Source organism: Akkermansia sp. RCC_12PD (assembly GCF_036417355.1).
Classification (GTDB): domain Bacteria; phylum Verrucomicrobiota; class Verrucomicrobiia; order Verrucomicrobiales; family Akkermansiaceae; genus Akkermansia.
In genome coordinates this window covers 2,024,402-2,044,059 of the sequence record NZ_CP143889.1, presented here as the reverse complement: position 1 = coordinate 2,044,059, position 19,658 = coordinate 2,024,402, and the positions used below count along the sequence as shown (strand labels likewise).

The window sequence follows — 19,658 nt, the reverse complement described above, 5'->3', positions numbered from 1 at the left end:
AGGAAAATGTCAGCGGTCGCGCTTGTGGCCGCGCAGCATGGCCTCAATAAAGGGGTCCAGGTTGCCGTCCATCACGTCCTGAATGTTGCCGGACTCCACGCCCGTGCGCAGGTCCTTCACCATCTGGTAAGGCTGGAAGACATAGGACCGGATCTGGTTACCCCAGCCGATGTCCCCCTTCTCACTGTACTGACGGTCCGCCTCAGCCTGCTTCTTGTCTTCCTCAATCTGGTACAGCTTGGCGCGCAGCATATTCATGGCCTCTTCCTTGTTACGCAACTGGCTGCGTTCATTCTGGCAGGCCACGATCACTCCGGAAGGAATGTGCGTGATGCGCACGGCGGTTTCCACCTTGTTCACGTTCTGGCCGCCCTTGCCGCCGGAACGGTAGGTATCCACCTTCAAATCCTTGTCCAGAATCTCAATGTTGATGGAATCGGAAACCTCCGGAGTAGCGTCCAGGGACGCAAAGGAAGTGTGCCTCTTTCCGGCGGAATCAAAGGGAGAAATGCGCACCAGGCGGTGAATGCCGCGCTCGTTCTTCAAATAACCGTAGGCATACTCCCCGTCCACCTTCACGGTCACGGAACGGATGCCGGCATCGTCGCCGTCCGTACTTTCCAGATAAGTCACCGTAAAGCCGCGGCGTTCGCACCAGCGCATATACATGCGCAGCAGCATGGATGCCCAGTCGCAGGCCTCCGTGCCGCCGGCTCCGGCATGAATCGTCAAATAACAGGAAGCCTGGTCCTGCGGAGAATTCAGCAGGGTCAGCAGCTCAAAATCGGCCAGGGACTTCTCCCATTTTCCGAACTCTTCCACAGCCTCACGTCCCAGGTCGTCGTCGTCCGCCTCCTGGGCCAGTTCAATCGTGGCGTCTATATCTTCCAGGCGCGACTTCAGGGAGGAAAACGCCTCCATCCTGTGCTTCAGGGGATTCACTTCCGCCATCAGCGCCCGCGCGGCGTTCTGGTCATCCCAAAAATCCGGGGCGCTCATGCGTTCGTCCAACTCGGCTACTCGTTTTTGTATGCCGTCCAGGTCAAAGATAGCTCCCGAGCTCGGAAAGACGGCTGTGCAAAGCAGCCGTGTCGAGCGCCGAGAGATCTGCAGCGATATGGGGATCCATGCGCGGGAACCTACCATGAATCAGACAAGCGGAAAAGGGCAAAATGCCGTGCCTTCAAATCATCGCGCCATGAGCCGGCAAATGGCCACACAGGAACCAGCCCTGCCCCTCCAATACTTCCTTCCATTCCCGCACTCCCGGAACCCGGGACGGAAAAGCTCCCGACTTTCATGGCAAAAAAACTCCCCTGAAACCCGGGAGAAGAAAATTTTTCTTACTCGCCTTCCGTAACTCGTAAAATCCCGCCGTGGAAAACAGAAATCGTCCTCCACAAAAACGGAATTCCCAGTCTCCTTTACAAGGACGCGAACCTTGCAGTCCCCCCCGGATCAAGACACCCTATCTGCCTCCGTTTTCCACACCGTCCGCAAACGGGCGAATACGGCAGGACTTGAGCCGTTCAATCTCCTCAAAAGTCATGATGTGCTCAATCTGGCAGGCAACCTCATTGGCCCGTTCCTCCGACAGGGCGAGTTCTTCACGCAGGAAATCAAACAAAATGCCGTGGCTGACGATGATCTTGCCCGCTATTCTGCGCCCCTGCGGAGTCAGCTTGACGGGGGCATACTGCGTGTATTCCACCAGGCCCATGTCCGCCAGCTGCTTCACGGCGGAAGTCACGGAAGGCATCTTCACCTTGAGCATTTCCGCAATATCCCGCACCTGGGCTGTGCCGTTCTTTTCAGACAGCAGGCCGATGGCCTCCAGGTAATCCTCATTGCTCTTGGTAAGTTCCAGCATGGTGTGAGAAATTAGTTAACCCCTTAGTCGGAACTAACTCAAGATTTTTTCCAGCCTTATTTAGAATTAGAAAAAAAACCGCCGCGGACAGAACATCCGCGGCGGCCAAATCAATCAGTGTAAAACGAAGTGAAGCTTATTTCTCTTCAGAGGGGCTCCATTCTTCGTTTTCACGGGTAGCCAGATTGAAGGCGTGTTCCAGACCGACCATGTCGCTGCTCGGGCGAAGGGCTTCAAAGGAAGCGGTTTCACGGCGGAGCTGTTCGGTGTCGTAATTGACGGCCTTGATGGAAAGGCCGATACGGCGTTCGATGCTGTCCACCTTGATCACGCGGGCGGTGATTTCATCACCCACCTTGATCACGTCCTTCACGCGTTCCACATGGTCTTCGCTCAGCTGGGAAATGTGGATCAGGCCGTCGATGTCGCCGTCCAGATTCACAAAGGCGCCGAAGCTGGCGATCTTGGCCACCTGGCCGCTCACCATGTCGCCCACCTTGAAGCGGTCGTTGATGGATTCCCACGGATCGGACTCAAGCTGCTTGATGCCAAGGGAGACGCGCTGGTCTTCCTTCTTGATTTCCAGAACGATGGCTTCCACTTCGTCGCCCTTCTTGAGCACTTCGGAGGGGTGGTTGATCTTGCGGGTCCAGCTCATGTCGGACACGTGGATCATGCCATCGATGCCTTCTTCCAGGCCCACAAAGGCACCGTAGGGAGTAAGGTTGCGGACCTGGCCCTTGATAACGGTGCCGATCGGGAAGCGGGATTCGATATCCGCCCAGGGATTGTCTTCCAGCTGACGGACGCCGAGGGAGATCTTCTGTTCCTTGACGGAAATGGAAAGCACAACGGCTTCGATCTCCTGGTCCAGCTTCAGTACGTCGCTCGGACGGGTGATTCTCTTGACCCAGGACAGTTCGGAAACGTGAACAAGGCCTTCCACGCCTTTTTCCAGCTCCACGAAGGCGCCGTACGGCAGGAGCTTGGTCACGCGGCCCTTGACTTGGGAATTGATCGGGTACTTGCGTTCGATGTCCGCCCAGGGATTGTCCGTCATCTGTTTCAGGCCCAGGGAAACGCGTTCCTTGTCGCGGTCCACTTCCAGAATCACGACTTCCAGGGACTGGCCGATGTGGAGCATTTCGCTCGGATGGTTCACGCGGCCCCAGCTCATGTCCGTAATGTGGAGCAGGCCGTCCATGCCGCGGAGGTCCACGAAAGCGCCGAAGTCAGTAATATTCTTCACGAGGCCTTCCACCTTGTCGCCTTCCTTGACGGTTTCAAGGAAGCGCTGGCGCTGGTCGGCGCGTTCGGCTTCGATCACCTCGCGGCGGGAAAGAACGATATTCTTGCGGTCGTCGTTCACCTTGACGATCTTGAACTCGTAAACCTTGCCCACATACTCGTTCAGGTCGCGCGGAGGAATGATATCCACCTGGGAACCGGGAAGGAAGGCTTCCACGCCAACGTTGACCATCAGGCCGCCCTTGACGACGCTCTTCACTTTGCCCTTGACCAGGCCGCCGTCGCGGTACACGCCCACGATCTTGTCCCAATTCTGCTTATGGGCGGCCTTTTCCTTGGAAAGGACGACGATACCTTCGTCGTTTTCGAGGCGTTCCAGAAGGACCTCGATCTGGTCCCCTACTTCGATCTCCTCGTCTTCAAACTCGGAAATGGAAATAGCGCCTTCGGACTTGTAGCCGATGTCCACCAAGACGACTTGGGGACGGATTTCCTGGATGGTTCCGGTAACGATGGAACCTTCTCGTAATTCGCGGAACTTGCTGTCAATCAGCTCCGCCAGTTCAGTTGTGCTCATTTAAATGGTTGATGAGTTAGTATTGGCGATTTTTCTCATGGCCCCTGGTTGGCCGGCGGGCAATCGGGGCGCCTTCCCCCGCCGGGCGAAAAATCGGTCGCTTTCAATAGCAGTTCTCCATAAAAACTCAAGGCTTTTCTTGAAAAAACTCTCGGTTGGCATGAAGACCTTCCCTCCGCATTTCCTTCCCTGTGGAAACGTACCTGAACAACAGGGCGCAGAAAAGCCTTGAGAGGACATGTTCCCATGTTAAATTCCCGCAATGGGGAAATTCTTCCCTCCATTCCATAACCCCTGCACTTCCGTAACATGAAAAAACACCTCCTTCCTCTCATTGTTTCCCTGGGACTGGCCGGAACCGCCCTGCTCCAGGCGGCGGAAACTATCAAACTGGACCAGCCGGACCTGACGCGCGGCTCCGCAGTCATGAAAGCCCTGTCGGACAGGCAATCCATCCGCAGCTGCTCGGATAAAATGCTCTCCCAGAAAGACCTCTCCGACCTTGTCTGGGCGGCCAACGGCATCAACCGGGCCGACACCGGAAAGCGCACGGCTCCATCCGCCATGAACCGGCAGGACGTCAAAATCTATGTATGCACCAAGGACGCCTCCTATCTGTACGACCACAAGGCGCATGCCCTGGTGCCCGTCAGCGATGGAGACGCCCGGCCGGCCGATGCGCCCGTCTGCCTCATCCTGGTAACGGACACGGCCGAACCCTGGGCGGCGATGGATGCGGGAATCGTCTCCCAGAACATCTCCCTCTTCTGCTCCGGCACGGGCCTGGCAACCTACCCGAAAGGCAGCATGGACAAGAACGCTCTGCAAGCGGCGCTGAAACTCAAAGCCCCGCAAACCGTCATGCTCTGCCACCCGGTAGGCTACAAACAGGACAAATAACAGCCTATTCCCAAAAGGCGTGCACATGGAATGCCCTCCCGGCACTCAGCCAGACACCCCGCAAATAAAAATGGCGGGGTGTTTTTTATGCACATGATGCATATTTCTACTCCCTCCGGGCCGGCCCAACGCCCTCCGGTGCAGGATTCTCCTGAATCCGTTCCCTACCCCTGCTTTCAACCTGATGGAAACGCCTCCACTCTTCCACCCGATCCCCGCACCTTTCTTTTTCCTTTCCGGATAGCGGACGATTCCGAAGCCATTCAAAAAAACAAAACGGAAACGATGCGCAGATCAAAATTTCACGCCTGCGGTTCCGGCAAAATATCCACGTAAATGCCGGGGGAACTCCCTTCAATGGGAACAGCGCCCACCGTCCGGGCATAAAAGTCGGCAGGCCCCACACCGCCGATAATCCCATACGCGTGCCCCATGTCCCTCAAACCGCGCAGGGCGGAAACCAGCAACACCCGCCCCACACCGCTCTTCCGGGCCTCTTCCCCGACGCCCATCGGCCCCAGGAAACCCCGGGCCGTCACGTCGTAACAGGCAAACCCAATCATTTGCTTCTCCCTCGTAGCAATAAAGCAGGAAATGGGCTGCCGTGCAAAAGCCGTCTTCGTCTCACTCACCCACTTGGGGGAAAAATGGCGCCCCACCCAATCCGCAACCAGATGCCGTTCATAAGCGCCGGGGCGCCGTATCAGGATGCCCCGCTCCTTCAAGACCTGCACTTCATCATCAATATCGGGCAAATCATACAGCCGCACCAGCATATCCATCATAGCCCCTGAACCGTAGCACAATTAAGTTCCGCCGCGAACAAAAAAAACTGGACAAACCGCCTTTCCGCCCTTAGACTGCGCCGCACCACATCAACGAGCTGTAGCGCAGGCTGGTAGCGCGCTTCGTTCGGGACGAAGAGGTCGCAGGTTCGAATCCTGTCAGCTCGACCAATTTAATAGCCGCCTCCGGGCGGCTTTTTTGTGCCCTAAAAATTGAACATCAAGCAATTTTACACCTCAAAATTCCTATTCCCCCATAGCCTAAACGAAGGTGCAGACCGTCTACTGGGGTGAATCAATAACGCCCTGTTGATGGAATTTACCCTCCTGCAAGAGGACAATATCACATAAGCCAAATTCTAAAAGTTTAGCCTGAAAGGATAGACGTTAAAGCCATTTACAAATTCAGAGGGAAAAACGCCCTTGGAGCCAAAGTCCTCAACTTTGTGAAATCCAAAATCAATACCGACACAGGAGCGCTCTGCCACATCCAAAACCCCAAGGTTGGAGAATGACCTCTCTTCCCATGAAAAAGCTCCGCTCATATTTCACGAACGGGGCTGCCGTAATTTTTCAAATTCACCTGGGGGTTTGATCAATGACGATAAAATCCTTTTTCCCCACATACTCCCTCCGGGCACCCGGATCTCCATATTCGTCCCGGAAACGTACTTCCAGTTCGTATATTTTTCCGCTGGCCAGAGGTTGTAAATAGGTCAGCAGCAGGTACGCATCCTTGACGGGCACTTCATGCTTCTCTCCGGGGTTCAAGGTAATAAAGCGCATAAGATCCGCAACACGTTCCATTTGATAGGAGGGAAGATACCATGCCGTTGGCCTTTCTCCCTTCTTGCCGTTTCCCTGACTCCATATCTTGATGATGATATTCGGGCCGCGTTCCTTGAGAGGATAGAAGTCGTCGAAAAGACGCACAGCCTTTTCTCCCTTGTTGGCAAATACCAGCTTGAAATCCGGAAAAGCTGCTCTTGGATCGAACGAGGTCTTTTCCATCACCACGGAACATTCAACTCCGTTGTCGGCCTTGTCCCCCCATGCGGGATCATGGAGGGACAGGCTGGCCAGAAGCCCTAAAATCTGGAAGATTTTTTTCATTACAGCACGAGTTTAGTCGCCGCCCGGAGAGTCCCCAGGAAACAATTCTTACCCTGCTGATTATAGTAGCGCGTTTCCAGTTCACAAGAACATTATTTCCGGTCTTCCAACTCGACATTATCCAGACAAACCGGAATCGTGACGCTGTATTCCTGGCCTGGGGCAAGTTTCCGATATTCCATGGGATGATGGCGAAAGGCCATTTTCCCAGCCCAGCATTCAGAATGCGGACGCTGCGCTGATCCGTCCTCAATATGGTCAAAAAAACGTTTACATTGGATGAGCGGCTTTCCTATTATTCGTCAAGGTCTGGTAATTAATTTTGTCTTTCCCTTGTATGTTCTCCGTACTCCCGGTTCGCCACGCTCATCCGTGAACTCTACTTCCAGCAAGTAGATTTCCCCCTTGGACAAACGCAGCGTCTCAGGGATAAAGTCCACCAGCAGGTAAACATCCCTAATGGGTACTTCATGTTTCTATCCCGGCTTCAAGGTAATAAAACGGATGTGCTGAAACATCTTGTTAACATGATAGGCTCCTATATACGAACCAACCAATTTCTTCTTTTTTCCTGTTTGCTGGCTCCAGAGTTCTATCTTGATATGCGGACCTAATGTCGGCTCGGGATAAAAATCATCATAAAGCCGGACCGGCTCTTAAACGAGCGTGAAATCCCGCAGCCTGTCTCTCACGCCAAAGAAAGATCTTTCCATCTTGATAGTGCATTCCAGGCCGTTGTCCGCCTGATCGCCCAGGGCGGCTCCGGAAAGCAACGTTCCGATCAGCAAATTGAGCAAAAAACGGGCTTTGTTCATGACCTAATAGGTAAAGGTTCAGTTTTCTTCACCGTTGACCGGGGGGAAGGAAACACACGGGTTCCGTTACTCCCGGCACCGTGACGTTCCGGGGAACCCGGCTCCATCCGTTGGCATCCGCTAAAGCAATAATGCTTCCAGTCGCTTCGTTCAATACTTTTTGTGCGGCGCAATAAGGACGGCTGTTCGCATCGTCAGGAAGTTTGCGAACATATTCCGAAGTCGTGTTAAAGAATTTCTTCTCCCAATCGGCAACGGTTTTCTTCATCGCTTCCAGTGCCTGGTCCATGTCCGGATATTCCTTGCAGGAGACGTTTTCCTTTTCCAGTTCTTCCTGAACCTTTAAATGTTTCCAGTACAACTGGTACGCTTCCCTCCACCGCTGGCGGTGGTGCTCTTCATGGGCCATAGAAGCTTCCCTGGTGCTCCAACCTAAAGCACCACCCCTGGCCTGTTCTCTGTTCATGCACTCGACTGCGATAATGGCTTCCACTTCCGTGGTTGGCGGATTGGCAAGAGCATCCTGATAACCTCCCGTGCGAATCAAAACCTCGGTGCCACAGGAAACGTGGGCAACCCGGAGCCTACAGACATCGGCTACTTCATCCTTGCATGGCGTCACAAAAACTCTGGGCATAATAGGCGTGATTATACAATCTCTTGCTTCGTTTGAAATAGTCGGAGCCTTTTCGTCAAATCCGATTTCCACCTCCTTGGATTCTTCACAGGTGATGGTGGCCTCTTTCACGATAGTCCACAATTTCATCTTCGAGGATGCGGTGAAGGTACGCTTCATCGTCGAATCGCCGGAATAATTTCCTTCCTTGATGGGTTTCTTGTCCATCGTCACATTGAAGGCGATAGCATTGCCACTGGTGGGAGAATATTCCTCATTGATGCACAGGAGTTGGACCTTGTAATAACCTGCTTTCAGGTTTTTTGACCAGGTGTCCAGTTCCAAACGTCCGTGGGGTGGAATTCCGTCTTTGACACAGACTTCCTCGCCCGCGATTTTGAGGAACCCCTTGTCGTCGGCTTCCAGACCAAAATAGTAAAGGCCGTCCTCTTCCACCTTAATGAACATTTCCGGAGCTCCGGGGAGAAAGAGTGTCCGCACTCCGAACCGTCAAAGCGGCAATCCGTGGCTTCTACACCAAGTTTTTTGTCAATAAGAGGTTTACTACCATCATAGATACAAACAGGAACAACTGCTTTTTTAAAGGAATATAATTATTCATTGCTATTGTTTGTTGTTTACTTCTTTGAAAGACTGAACTATCAGCCTTCCGGTATTCTGGCAGCGTTCCCTGAACCTACCAACACGTTTAACACGTAGCCCAATCCTCATTCGGAAGGTGAGGGAAAAGGTTAAAAACGACACGATAATCAAGCGGAAAATAAAGGGTATGAAAGGGGCACAAGAAACGCAACCATTGATTATCAATAGCCAAAAATTGAATTCTCTTCGTTCCGGCCGAAGAGGTCGCAGGTTCGAATCCTGTCAGCTCGACCAAAATTTCCCATTTCTTAAGCCCTTGCAGAATAAAACAATCTGCAAGGGCTTTTTCTTTTCCTGATAAATCATTCTCCAATGGGTCTGTATACTATTCATCGCCAGGTAAACAGATAAGATAACAGTAAAGTACAAAGAAATAATCGTAAACTCTATCTTTTATTCCCAGCTCGTGAAACGGCCTAATAGCATCATGAATTGCATAACGGTTCTTATAAAAATTTCTACAACTATAATCTCTTTGACAATTCATATGTTCCGTGTCAGATGTTGGAACAAACCCCAGTAATAATTTTTCCATGTTCCAACGGTTATGTTCCGTTGAAGCCAATATATTTGCATTATCCTTTAGAACGGTATGCCATTGTTCACAGAATGCCCTGCTTTGACGAAAACACTCAGGGGATATCTTCACACTTCGAAGCTTAATTTCTACGGAGGCTGCACTATATCTATTGGAAAACTTATTTTTTATATTCATTTCCTCCCAATCTTTTTCCGCCTTATTTTTTAAGTATTCCTTCATACCGTTTTCCACCTTGTCTCTCTCACTAAGTATGGAATTAATAATCCAATCGAGATACTCCTTGTTTTCCTCTAAAAAATCCTCATTTTTCCAAATCCATTCAGAAGCAAATGAATAAATATAATTCACAATTTGTGCTCCACGGTCATTATCACAAACAATACCTGTTACCTCATCCAACATGCCGAAAGGAAAAACATTTTTATAAGGTTGGTAACACTTCGTCGGGATATGATGTTCATTCACGGATAAAACACTTTCTACAGTCTCCTGCTGAACCAAAACGGGCACTGTGTGCTTGCTGCGACAAGAATCATAAACGCAAGAAGGAAGATTCAACCCTATATTCAGAGCATCTGCTGGGTTGGGAATACACACGGCAATCGTAACAATGGCATTTTCATCACTAACAAAGTCCTTTATGCGTTTGCGCACAGAAGAACTTAAGATATCTCCCTGGATAAAATTAAAAAAGATATCAGTAAACAAATTATTTCTTTGCGGAGTAAATTCAAATTTCACAGGTTTATTCTCCGAAATAATTTCAAGCTGATAAGAAACCTCACGAAAAAGTCCTGTTCGGCTATTACGGAATTGACGCAGTTCTTCTGAAGCCCGCTTGTCAATTAAAGTAATCCTGGTCTTTATTTGTTGAGATGAAAAATTAGGAAAATGAGCGAAATGCGCGGCTTCTTCAGCCATCGTAATGCCCATTTTTGACATACCTATAATGATTAAATGAACAAATTTTTTAGAATCTTTTACAATGGGAACACGATCTAAAGGAAAATATTTGATACCAAAAGAATTATTTACATTTGAGGCAAAAATTTTCTCTACCCAATCCTTATAAAAACAAAAAGGTTCAAAGTTAATATTGGCAAGAGAACCCCCTAATCCTCTCTGAAACAATTCATAAGTGGAATGTTTGTCAAACATGACTTTACAGACAGTCTTTTTAGGTTGGCTCTTCACACAATCTTCAAATAATTGGGAGATAAGATAAGCGGTGTTAATATTTTTACCATCCCGGTCAATATCATTATTTTCACCCAGAACATAAATCTCCCGGCATGTTTTCAAATTCAGTTTTTTAATATCCTCTTTGCAATTCTGGCCGCCATGAATAAAAATTACTTTAGAAAATTGGTCTTTAGACAGCTGGGCTCGCAAACGCTCCTTAAGAGTGGGAACATGTTCTGAAGTTAATAACATAATATAAGGCTTTTTCTCGTATATCTTCTGTAATAAACAGCAATTTTTATTACGAGGTAGCGGGTGGTTGCGTAATTGTCGAATAATACTTCCTACTAAAAATCTTCCCCCGATGATCACATAATGGTCATTTACATTTTTATACTCAATTTTTCCAAGGTCGTGAAGTTCCTGCTTTTGATGAAATATACTGACAAAGGTAGTTATGAATAATCCGGATAAAAGGATATACCCTGTGAACGCGGCCATAAAATGCATATATAAATTATTTTTGAACAAATATAATGCCTCTGGTGATACAGAGTTAAAAAAATGCTTAACCGGCGAGGCAGATGTATAATTTCCAACACCATACCCATGGCCGTAAGAATCTAATAAATGAAACGATATTCCTATCAATATAATAATTAATATCAGGACACCTATTTGGGTAAGGGAGCCTTTTGATATCCATATGAAAAATTTAAATTTAGGAAAAAATCTCCATACCACTATGGATACTGCCAGAATAGCAGTAAAAAAAATATAAAAACTATTATCCATAATAATAAATCAATTCTATCATTAATAACGTTTAATTGAAAATCCTGATACCTGAATAAGTTTTATCACTTCCGAAACTATTCGTCTGTCAAAAATCTTTTCTTTCTCCGGGAGGTCTTCAGAAGGAATGAGGCAAGGATGGGTTTTAAGTTGTTCATCCCGGCAAGGTCTCAACTTCCATCCTTGCCGCAAACGTTCTTCAGCCCATACGTTATGGGTGTTCTCCGCAATCAACTCAATTAATTCCCTGAGATCATCTGAAATTTGCACGGATGATGTGTCCAGTGGCTTGGAAATACATTTTTTTATAAATTTCATGTGGAAAAAACCTTGATCAAACTTTTTCAATTCTTTAAAAATGAGCCAGGTAGAAGAATACAATTCTCTCCGGACATATATACTTCTTTTAATCTCTTTCTATGAATAAAGTCCAATAAGGCAGAATCTACATCATTTGTAATGACATATTTGTTTTTCAAATTTTCCAGTGACAGGATATCTACAAAAATATCTTTGTCTTTGATGAACAAATTTTTCCTTCCCATATTGGAAACCATTTTTTTAAATTCAAATGATGAACAAGGATAATGGGCTTCAAAAATATGAAAATAATAAGTTCTTTCGGAATCCATGTCATTGCGTGCAAAGCCCGTATATTTCAATTCCGGTTTTTTTAGCAGCTCTGATGTAATTTCCTTATGAAAAATAAAGAACAGGTCTTCCTGATCACTGGGCCAGCTATTTCCCGAGGGAAACACGGACACGGCCGGTGACCAGGAAACCAGCAGACTCAAGCCGCGCGTGATGACATGGCTTTTATCCGAACGTTCGATCAGCATGATATCCCCTTCGCGCGTAGTAATAAAAAAACTGAATTGAATAATATCCTTTCCTTTTTTTTGTTCGTGATTCAGGGGAGCACTTTGCGAATGGGAAAACAACTCTTGAAAAGACGGAATTTCCCTCTTGTCAAAACGCTCTCTGAGGGTATGTGAATATCGTTCCTTTTTATCTATATATCTTTTTGCATCAATGTTTTCAGGCATAATGGAATAATGAGTGTAAATTATACCAATCCGCTGCACAGCATATCTTTAAGTTGCTGGACCGCGCAGCCAACGGCATCAGAACTGTTCTGTTCAAGAAGAGCATTGCACGTGCGGCAGTTTTTCAATATTTCAGGAGAACATTTTTCAGGATTGTCAGCCTTTCTTACCAACAATTTAATAATATTGTACGTATTAATTCTCTCCAGCTTGCTGGACGTTTCCAAAGCCCATTGGCTATCTTTACGCATACGCTCGGAATCACAAGTTTTTTCAGTACATAGAAAGAGACAGGAATAGCTGTAATGCATGGCTTCCTTATCCAATTCTCTTTTCTCGTAATTAGGAACATACACCGGGCCACACCCGGCAGCTTCCAGTTTTTGCTTAAGTTCGAGTGCCAGAAGGTATTCTTCTTCCGGATAGGAAATATAAAGACAACTCTTATCTTCTCCGACAAGCTGCTTCGGCAATAGTCCGGGAGCGGTTGAGGAGATTGGGGTTATTTGAGATTCTCCGAAGTCCACAAAAGAGGCTTTGCGGACGAAGGAATCATTTCCATTCTGCTCTAAAAGCATTCTGAGCGTTTGCACATCTGACTTATTTTTCTGTGGCAATGGCACAGGTCCCTGCTGCAGAGGATTGCCGGCAAGAACTGCTACTTCTTCCTCACAAGGAAGCAAATCCTGCGCCTCAAAGAAACCGATAACGGCATCTTTATCTTTTTTAAGAAAAATCTTTTTTAGGAGTTCCTCTCCCTTTACATGGTAATGGACACGGAAAATATAAAACAAATAGCTCTTTTTTCCTAAAATATTAGTGACAAAGGCAAAAGGAACAATATCCGGTCTCTTGAGACGAACATGATGAGCCACTTCCATTTGATAGATATTCCAGATATCCTCCAAAGAATTAGGATAATATCTTGTATCTCCATCATAGGATTCTTCAAAGGGCGACCAGGAAACGAGAATACTTTGCCCTCCTGTGACGTTATGAAATTCATCCAATCTGCCTAATTCGAGAATACGCCCATCCGAACATTCTATTATGAAGCTGAATTGAATAATACCTTTGTTCTCCTTATTCTCATTAGTCAATCGCCCTGTCGTAGAATCGGCAAAAATCTCAGGAAACAAAGGAATATTAGCAGGCATCAACGTAGCACGGTCCATGATTGATCTTCCCCTGGGGGTAGTCAAATCAATGAAACGTTTGATATCCTCTCCATTTTGAGTCAAATTCCGTCCCGTAGAAAATCCTCCTTTTCCCATCAAAAAAGAACGAACGCTTTCATCCGTAGACAAAAAAGAGCAAACATTCATGGAATCATCTTCAGGAAGATATTCATTACCATATATTTCTGAAGTAAAATACAACTTTACAATTTTAAATTTTTCCTGTCGTGACATTAAAAGTTCTTTGGCTACCTCCAACTCTTCACGTACGGAATTCATATTATTTCTCAGTTCTTCAGTACATAAAATAAGCATACCTTCACAACACTGCATAGAGAGGCGAACTTCCAGAAACCAATGCACACCATAGGACATATAGCTTTCATCTACCCAGACCGGCACTACTTGTCGGATAATATCCTGGGCCTGCCGGATCTCTTGAAGATTCTGCGATCTATGAGCAAGAAAATATCCCAATGAATTTTTGAAAAACGGAAGAGGCAATGAATGATCTTGAGGAAATTCCAAAAAAGTGGTCTCCTTTTCCGATTCTGAAAAAAGAATGTGGGGTGGAGGTAGTGGGCAAATATCGGAAGCGATAAAAACGTAAGAATACTCATACCTGTTATTGCTCTTCTTGATTTGCTCCACACCATAAAACAGAAGGGGAAACTCGCCTTCAGTTATCTTTGATAGAATAAAATCTTTGCTCCATTCCGGCGAATTTTCATATTGGATGAATTTTTTGATCAATGAGAAATAAACCGGATAGGGAGTATTTCTATGAAAAGGTAGACTACTTGGCATGTCCTCATAAAAGTCATGGAACCCATGAGGTCTTTTGCTGTCTTTATAAAAGAAATGTAAGCTCAATGTATCTCTGCACCATTTCTCTTCGTCATCCAGAAAAGCATGTGATGAAAAATTGCTATCAAAAATAGTTTCCAGAGAAATAAATTTCTTCTGATCCATAGCTGACGCCATTTTTCTTGAGCTCTCCTCTGTTAGAAGAAATCTGGTGAAGGATCGCTTCTTTTTCTGACTAATATACTTTTCCTGATTCATACCGAAATTCACTATATTAATAATATCTACCATGACGCTATATTTCCTAAAAATCAAGATAATTGACATTAACATCAATTAATGTTGGATATTCAAATAAATTCAAGAACGACAATAAATAAGATTGCTTACACTCACAAACTAGACCCTATATTTGCCGTAAAAGGAGCTGTTTCCTACATTCCGACATCAATGATTTATAGAAATATTTGGGAAACATTTGATTTATCCAGTATTTCATAACATGTCTCTTAAAAAATTTTAAAGCCTCAAACAGTGACTGTATCTACTGTCACCACCTGTTTTTGAAAAAATAAAAAGTGGAAAGAACAACTTAGACCACAGAACTTTATCAGTCATCCCTCAATTTCACATTGCTCCCGCGGCCTTTCTTCTCTTAACATGCAGGCGATGAGTGAATACTTCCTGAAGCTTCCCGGCGATTCACAGCCGAGGTCCTACTCCGAATACGAAGTCCGGGAATTTCTGGGCCAGGGCGTCATTGACTCGGAAACGCTCACCTGGAAGCCGGGCATGGACGGATGGCAGCCGGTCGGGCAGGTTTTGCCGGAAAAAGAGCCGGAAACCCTCCCCTTCCGGAAGGAAGAGCCGGATATCTCCCCCCCGCCCCCCACGTACCGTTTGCGGTACTCCCTCTTCGAGCTCTCCAGATTAGCCTTTCCGGCCTGTTTCATTCTTCTGGCCTGCTCCCTGTGGACCCTGTGGATTGTCTGTTTCCATCATATCGTGGACTATGCGGAGGTTCAAACCACTCTCCGGCAGGTCGTAGATCAGCTTCCCTCCTACGTGCTTCCCCTCATTTTCCTGTTCAGCCTTTTGTGCATCCCCTCCCTGGCCGTCCAGCTGGTCTGGCTTTACCGGGCCTGCGCCAACGTACAGCAATTCCGCGTTTCAGGGTTGCGGTTCACTCCCCTGGCCAGCGTTATCCTCAGCTGCATGCCTCTCGTTGGCATGGTGCTCAATGCCCTGATCATCCAGGAACTGTACAGAGCCTCAAAAAATCCGGAAGAATGGATGCTGCAATCCCCCTCCCTGGCCGTGCGGCTGTACTTAACCGCGGCGACCGCCCTCACGCTGTCCCTGCTTTTCCCTTTCGGAGTGGAACATTATCTGGTGGCCTTCTTCCTGATCGGTTCCCTGATAACCGCGGCCAGCATCCTGTGGCTGATATCCGTTCTCCAAATCAGCAGGATGCAGCGGGAACTGGCCTCCAGGCAGGAAGACAAACTTCCGTAAACGGCCTTTCCGGTTACGGAGCGGGTTTCAGGGCGCCTTCCTGCTGTTCCTTCGGCAGAATCTTGTCCAGAGCCTCCATGCTGTTGTCCCGGTAAAGGTTTTCCAGCAGTTTCTCCCAGCCGGCAGCCTGCTGAACATCCTTCAGGGCAATCACGGGGTCCGGAATCATCATCGCGGGGTCGGGAGCGTACTTTTCCAGCACCTCGTCCGGATTGATCCGGTTGAACGTCGTCTTGCCATACCCCGGCATTCCCGCCTCATGGGCGATGGACTCAATCATTTCAAAATGCAGATGGGCCAGATAATTGCCGTGCGCCGTGCCCACAGTGCCGATCTGCTCCCCACGGCCCACGATGGTTCCCAGAGGAATGTCGCTGATAGTTTTAAGATGAGCATACAGGCTCTGCACAAAACGGCCGTCAGGAAGCCGATGCAGCAGAACCACGACGTTTCCCCAGTCCGGAGACGGTTCCCCGGCATAAATCAGCAGCCCGCGTCCCGCGGCACGCACCGGAAGCCCCTCATCCGTATTCTCTCCACCAATGCCGTTCAAATCCTGTCCGGTATGCCTGCCGCCGCGCGCGGCATTCATGGCTCCGAACCCCTGGGCGGAATACGTAAACGCTCCGTTGTCATCCCCCAGCGGGGACACAAACACATCCGCCAGAGGGGCCTTGGCCAGTTCCTGGGGAGTCAGCAGAATCAGTCTGTAATCCACGGGAATGGGAGCGGACTGCGGAACATCCACGTCATAAATATTTTTGTACGCGCCCGCATCCGGACTGGCGGCGTCACGGGCCTTGTACCAGGCAAACGCTGCAACCATCACCCCGGCCGTCACCAGCAGGCCCAGAATGACGCGGGATGTCGTCTTGTCAATCATTGTTCCCACTCTATATGCAATGCACCGCATTGACAATCACAAGATGGTTACTGCAACGTCTGCGGAAACCTGCTTTCCCACAATTCCCGCGCAGTCAGGATGTCCTCCGCGGCGGCTCTCCCCGAAAGTTCCCAGACAAGCGGCACGCCTGCGGGGAAAAAAGGCAAAAGGCGTTCAAAAGGCACCCCGCTCCCCATCAAGGGCACCTGGTGATCGCGGGCCGGCCATTTGACGTCGTTCACGTGCCCGCCGATCAAATGGGGAGATATACTGTGGATGAATTGTTCATGATTCAATAAGAGCAAATTGTGCTTCCGCTGAATATGCCCGAAATCATGCCAGTAACCGACAAACCTCTCTTCTGCAAACTCCCGCATCAGGTCCGCCATTTCATCCTCACTGGGAATCTGTTCATAATGGCTGCGGCCTTCGATGCCCAGTTTCACTCCGAACTCCGAGGCATGGGGCAATAACTGGCGGATGGCCTCGCGGGCACGCTCCACATAAACGGGAGCGAGACGGTTGCGGCGCCTGACGAATTCCCCCTTGGTCCGGGCAAACTCCTCCGTGCCCACCAGCCCTTCCCTGGCCATGGTCTGCAGCCGGGCCGTATCCGTACGCTTCACCAGCGGTTCCACCGTCCCCATGTGCAAAACAATATATCCGGCGCCCAGGGAGGCGCCCTGTTCAATGGACTTCTTCGTCAGTTCAATCGCCTTGCTGCGGACCTGGGGCAAATCCGCCGTAAACGGCCTGCTGTCCGGGGCATCCCCCACCTCGTCAATCGGAGCGGGAAAATAATTGTGAACGCCGGCCACACGCACCTTGCCCGCTTCCACGGCCCTCATGATGCCCGGCAAAAGAGAAAGCTTGATGCCGTGGGAAAGTTCCACATGGTCAAACCCCAGGGAAAGAATCTCATCAATCATCTCCTCCCCGTCCTGATGACGGTGGGAATTCCAGCATGTAGAAAAAACCAGCATAAAAATTGTCCAGGGCTAGGAGCCCGCAGTTCCGGGTTCCGTGTACACGTCCTTCATCCACTCCTTCACCGCCGCCGTCATACTTCCGGCCACGTCGGCGCGGGGCTTCACAAAGGCCGGGACAAACCACGGAAACGCCCCCACCAGGTCATGAATAACTACCACATCCCCGTCACAGGTATGTGCTCCGGAACCGATGCCCAAAGTAGGAATGGGAGAATGAGCCGTAATACGGCGCGCCACGGAGGGCGTAACGCCTTCCACTACGACGGAGCAGGCTCCGGCCTCCGCCACGGCCTGAACATCCTTCACCAGGGCGTCCGCCTCAGCAATGGATTTCCCCTTGATCCTGTATCCCCCCTCTTCCAGAACTTTTTGAGGCAGCAGGCCGATATGGCCCATCACGGGAATCCCCGCCTTCACAATGGCGCGTATCTTTTCCGCCTGGGAGGCGCCGCCTTCCAGCTTGACGGCATCCGCTCCGGCCCGGAACAGTTTTCCCGCGGTACGCACGGCATCCTTCACCGTCTCATAAGTATGGATGGGCATATCCCCCACCAGCAGGGCATTTTTTACGCCGCGCGCCGTGGCCTCCACATGGTGGACCATATGGTCCAGCGTCACGTGGGTGGTATCCGGGAAGCCCAGCTGGACCATTCCCACGGAATCCCCTACCAGGACGACATCCACGCCGGCCTCATCCAGCAGGCGTCCCGTGGGATAATCATAAGCGGTAACCAGCGTCACATGCCGCGAGCCCTTGCAGGCGCGGATGCGTTCCGCCTTTTCAACAGATTGATTCATGGCGTTAATATGAATGTTTTTTACCACTGTTCCGCAACAGGAAGCGGCTCCGCCTCCTCCGTCACCAGCTCCGCCAGCAGGCGGGAAACCGTTTTTTTCTGGAGCGGCAGGACCAGATCCGGCCTGATATCGGAAAGCGGCTTCAGTACAAACTTTCTCAAATGAGCCCTGGGATGGGGCAGGATCAGCCGGGGAGGATCATTAATCACCAGACCGCCCACGTAAATAATGTCCACATCCGCCGTGCGGGGTTCACACCTGATCCCGGAGCGCACACGGCCCAGGGCGCGTTCTATTCCCTGACAATGCACCAGCAGTTCCTCCACCGTGCCGGCCCAGGTAAACTCCACTACGGCATTCAAGTAATCATTGGAGCCGTGGGGACATCCCAAAGGACTTGTCGCGTACAGGGGGGACTGCAAAAAGGGATCGTCGGACAAGGCCATCTGCGCCAAATGGTCCCGGGCCTTCACAATCAGGCTGTTCTTGTCTCCGAGGTTTGACCCCAGCGCAATACCGGCTCTTTTCATAGGTAAAAAGGCATTCCGGCAATTCAGGTAAAGGAACGGCCGGAATGCCGCAAAATTACAATTTGGACAAGCCTAGGACGTCTTCCATGTTATACAATCCCGGCTCTTTTCCCTGAAGCCAGAGGGCGGCGCGAACCGCGCCGGAGGCAAATGTCATGCGGCTGGAAGCCTTGTGCGTGAGTTCCAGACGTTCTCCGTCGGAAGCAAACACCACGGTATGGTCTCCCACCACGTCTCCCCCCCGGAGGGAATGCATCCCAATTTCGTTGTCGGGCCGGGGCCCGACCAACCCGTTGCGGCCGAACACAACGCTGTCTTCGTAATTCCGGTCAATGGCGCCGGACAAAATTTCCGCCAGCGTACGGGCCGTGCCGGAAGGGGCGTCAATCTTGTGGCGGTGGTGCATCTCCATCACCTCCATGTCGCAGCTGCCGCCCAGAATCTGCGCAGCCTTGCGCGTCAGCCAGAACAGGGTATTCACGCCGACGGAATAATTGGAGGCAAACACGATCGGAATGGAAGCGGCAGCATCCATGATCTCCTGCCGTTCCAGGTCCGTATGGCCCGTAGTTCCAATCACCACAGGCTTGTTGTTGGCCACAGCCTCCGCCAGCAGAGTGCTGGTAAAGCCATGATAGGAAAAATCAATGACCACATCGCACTTTGCCAGGGCGGGATACAGCTCCTGCCCCTGGTCATGCGTGGCTCCCACACACGTTTCCGGATTTTGCGTGACCGCCTCCTGGACGGCCTGCCCCATGCGGCCTGAACTGCCTGTAACAAGAATGGAAATCATAAAGGTAAGAT

18 protein-coding genes and 2 tRNA genes are annotated in these 19,658 nt (G+C 49.5%); 4 read left to right on the top strand and 16 right to left on the bottom strand.

Annotated elements, in window-relative coordinates; translation table 11 throughout:
• Positions 1 to 9: 9 nt before the first annotated feature.
• The 3 genes from prfB to V3C20_RS08670 form a co-directional block, all read right to left on the bottom strand.
• Positions 10 to 1,129 (bottom strand): peptide chain release factor 2 gene (prfB, locus tag V3C20_RS08680; RefSeq protein WP_192907219.1). Its coding sequence is split into 2 segments (ribosomal slippage): positions 10 to 1,044 and positions 1,046 to 1,129, totalling 1,119 coding nucleotides; the frame shifts between segments, so codons are not numbered across the junction.
• Positions 1,130 to 1,468: 339 nt separating this feature from the next.
• Positions 1,469 to 1,870: a metal-dependent transcriptional regulator gene (locus tag V3C20_RS08675; protein WP_130084787.1), complete on the bottom strand. Its 402-nt coding sequence runs from the start codon at positions 1,868 to 1,870 to the stop codon at positions 1,469 to 1,471.
• Between the two features lie 136 nt (positions 1,871 to 2,006).
• Positions 2,007 to 3,695, bottom strand: coding sequence for a 30S ribosomal protein S1 (locus V3C20_RS08670; protein WP_067569117.1), 1,689 nt, complete (start codon positions 3,693 to 3,695; stop codon positions 2,007 to 2,009).
• A gap of 309 nt (positions 3,696 to 4,004) precedes the next feature.
• On the opposite strand from V3C20_RS08670, the gene V3C20_RS08665 reads away from it, so the two are divergent.
• Positions 4,005 to 4,595 carry a SagB/ThcOx family dehydrogenase gene (locus tag V3C20_RS08665; RefSeq protein WP_130084788.1) on the top strand — a complete coding sequence of 197 codons (591 nt, stop codon included), beginning with the start codon at positions 4,005 to 4,007 and terminating at the stop codon, positions 4,593 to 4,595.
• A gap of 302 nt (positions 4,596 to 4,897) precedes the next feature.
• On the opposite strand, the gene V3C20_RS08660 is transcribed toward V3C20_RS08665, so the two are convergent.
• On the bottom strand, positions 4,898 to 5,380 hold the full coding sequence (locus V3C20_RS08660) for a GNAT family N-acetyltransferase (RefSeq protein ID WP_130084789.1): 483 nt from the start codon (positions 5,378 to 5,380) through the stop codon (positions 4,898 to 4,900).
• Positions 5,381 to 5,474: 94 nt separating this feature from the next.
• Here V3C20_RS08660 and V3C20_RS08655 point away from each other — a divergent pair.
• Positions 5,475 to 5,551 (top strand) — tRNA-Pro (locus V3C20_RS08655).
• Positions 5,552 to 5,959: 408 nt separating this feature from the next.
• Here the strand turns inward: V3C20_RS08655 and V3C20_RS08650 are convergent.
• The 3 genes from V3C20_RS08650 to V3C20_RS08640 all read right to left on the bottom strand — a co-directional run bounded on the left by V3C20_RS08650 (position 5,960) and on the right by V3C20_RS08640 (position 8,380).
• A complete protein-coding gene (locus V3C20_RS08650) occupies positions 5,960 to 6,493 on the bottom strand; it encodes a hypothetical protein (protein WP_130084790.1) in 534 nt (177 codons plus the stop codon).
• A 656-nt stretch (positions 6,494 to 7,149) separates the two neighbouring features.
• A complete protein-coding gene (locus V3C20_RS08645; RefSeq protein WP_153812570.1) occupies positions 7,150 to 7,308 on the bottom strand; it encodes a hypothetical protein in 159 nt (52 codons plus the stop codon).
• A 28-nt stretch (positions 7,309 to 7,336) separates the two neighbouring features.
• Entirely contained in the window at positions 7,337 to 8,380 is a 1,044-nt protein-coding gene (locus tag V3C20_RS08640; protein ID WP_149873397.1) for a hypothetical protein, read from the bottom strand.
• A 315-nt stretch (positions 8,381 to 8,695) separates the two neighbouring features.
• Here V3C20_RS08640 and V3C20_RS08635 point away from each other — a divergent pair.
• A tRNA-Arg gene (locus V3C20_RS08635) sits at positions 8,696 to 8,821 on the top strand.
• 91 nt (positions 8,822 to 8,912) lie between these two features.
• On the opposite strand, the gene V3C20_RS08630 is transcribed toward V3C20_RS08635, so the two are convergent.
• The 4 genes from V3C20_RS08630 to V3C20_RS08615 are packed head-to-tail and all read right to left on the bottom strand — an operon-like array spanning position 8,913 to position 14,427.
• Positions 8,913 to 11,105, bottom strand: coding sequence for a hypothetical protein (locus tag V3C20_RS08630; RefSeq protein ID WP_130084793.1), 2,193 nt, complete (start codon positions 11,103 to 11,105; stop codon positions 8,913 to 8,915).
• Between the two features lie 21 nt (positions 11,106 to 11,126).
• Positions 11,127 to 11,423 (bottom strand): RyR domain-containing protein, encoded by a 297-nt coding sequence (locus V3C20_RS08625; protein ID WP_130084794.1) that lies wholly within the window; start codon positions 11,421 to 11,423, stop codon positions 11,127 to 11,129.
• A 26-nt stretch (positions 11,424 to 11,449) separates the two neighbouring features.
• Positions 11,450 to 12,151, bottom strand: coding sequence for a hypothetical protein (locus tag V3C20_RS08620; RefSeq protein ID WP_130084795.1), 702 nt, complete (start codon positions 12,149 to 12,151; stop codon positions 11,450 to 11,452).
• A 20-nt stretch (positions 12,152 to 12,171) separates the two neighbouring features.
• A complete protein-coding gene (locus V3C20_RS08615; protein WP_130084796.1) occupies positions 12,172 to 14,427 on the bottom strand; it encodes a hypothetical protein in 2,256 nt (751 codons plus the stop codon).
• Positions 14,428 to 14,796: 369 nt separating this feature from the next.
• Between V3C20_RS08615 and V3C20_RS08610 the strand changes: the two genes are divergently transcribed.
• On the top strand, positions 14,797 to 15,651 hold the full coding sequence (locus V3C20_RS08610; protein WP_130084797.1) for a GYF domain-containing protein: 855 nt from the start codon (positions 14,797 to 14,799) through the stop codon (positions 15,649 to 15,651).
• 13 nt (positions 15,652 to 15,664) lie between these two features.
• On the opposite strand, the gene V3C20_RS08605 is transcribed toward V3C20_RS08610, so the two are convergent.
• The 5 genes from V3C20_RS08605 to dapB form a co-directional block, all read right to left on the bottom strand.
• Positions 15,665 to 16,534: a M23 family metallopeptidase gene (locus V3C20_RS08605; protein WP_161981429.1), complete on the bottom strand. Its 870-nt coding sequence runs from the start codon at positions 16,532 to 16,534 to the stop codon at positions 15,665 to 15,667.
• 47 nt (positions 16,535 to 16,581) lie between these two features.
• Entirely contained in the window at positions 16,582 to 17,463 is an 882-nt protein-coding gene (locus V3C20_RS08600) for a TIM barrel protein (RefSeq protein ID WP_161981430.1), read from the bottom strand.
• Between the two features lie 69 nt (positions 17,464 to 17,532).
• A complete protein-coding gene (gene panB / locus V3C20_RS08595) occupies positions 17,533 to 18,321 on the bottom strand; it encodes a 3-methyl-2-oxobutanoate hydroxymethyltransferase (protein ID WP_130084800.1) in 789 nt (262 codons plus the stop codon).
• 20 nt (positions 18,322 to 18,341) lie between these two features.
• Positions 18,342 to 18,851, bottom strand: a complete 510-nt coding sequence (gene folK / locus V3C20_RS08590) for a 2-amino-4-hydroxy-6-hydroxymethyldihydropteridine diphosphokinase (protein WP_130084801.1) — start codon at positions 18,849 to 18,851, stop codon at positions 18,342 to 18,344.
• A gap of 55 nt (positions 18,852 to 18,906) precedes the next feature.
• Positions 18,907 to 19,647 (bottom strand): 4-hydroxy-tetrahydrodipicolinate reductase, encoded by a 741-nt coding sequence (gene dapB, locus V3C20_RS08585; protein ID WP_130084802.1) that lies wholly within the window; start codon positions 19,645 to 19,647, stop codon positions 18,907 to 18,909.
• Positions 19,648 to 19,658: the final 11 nt, after the last annotated feature.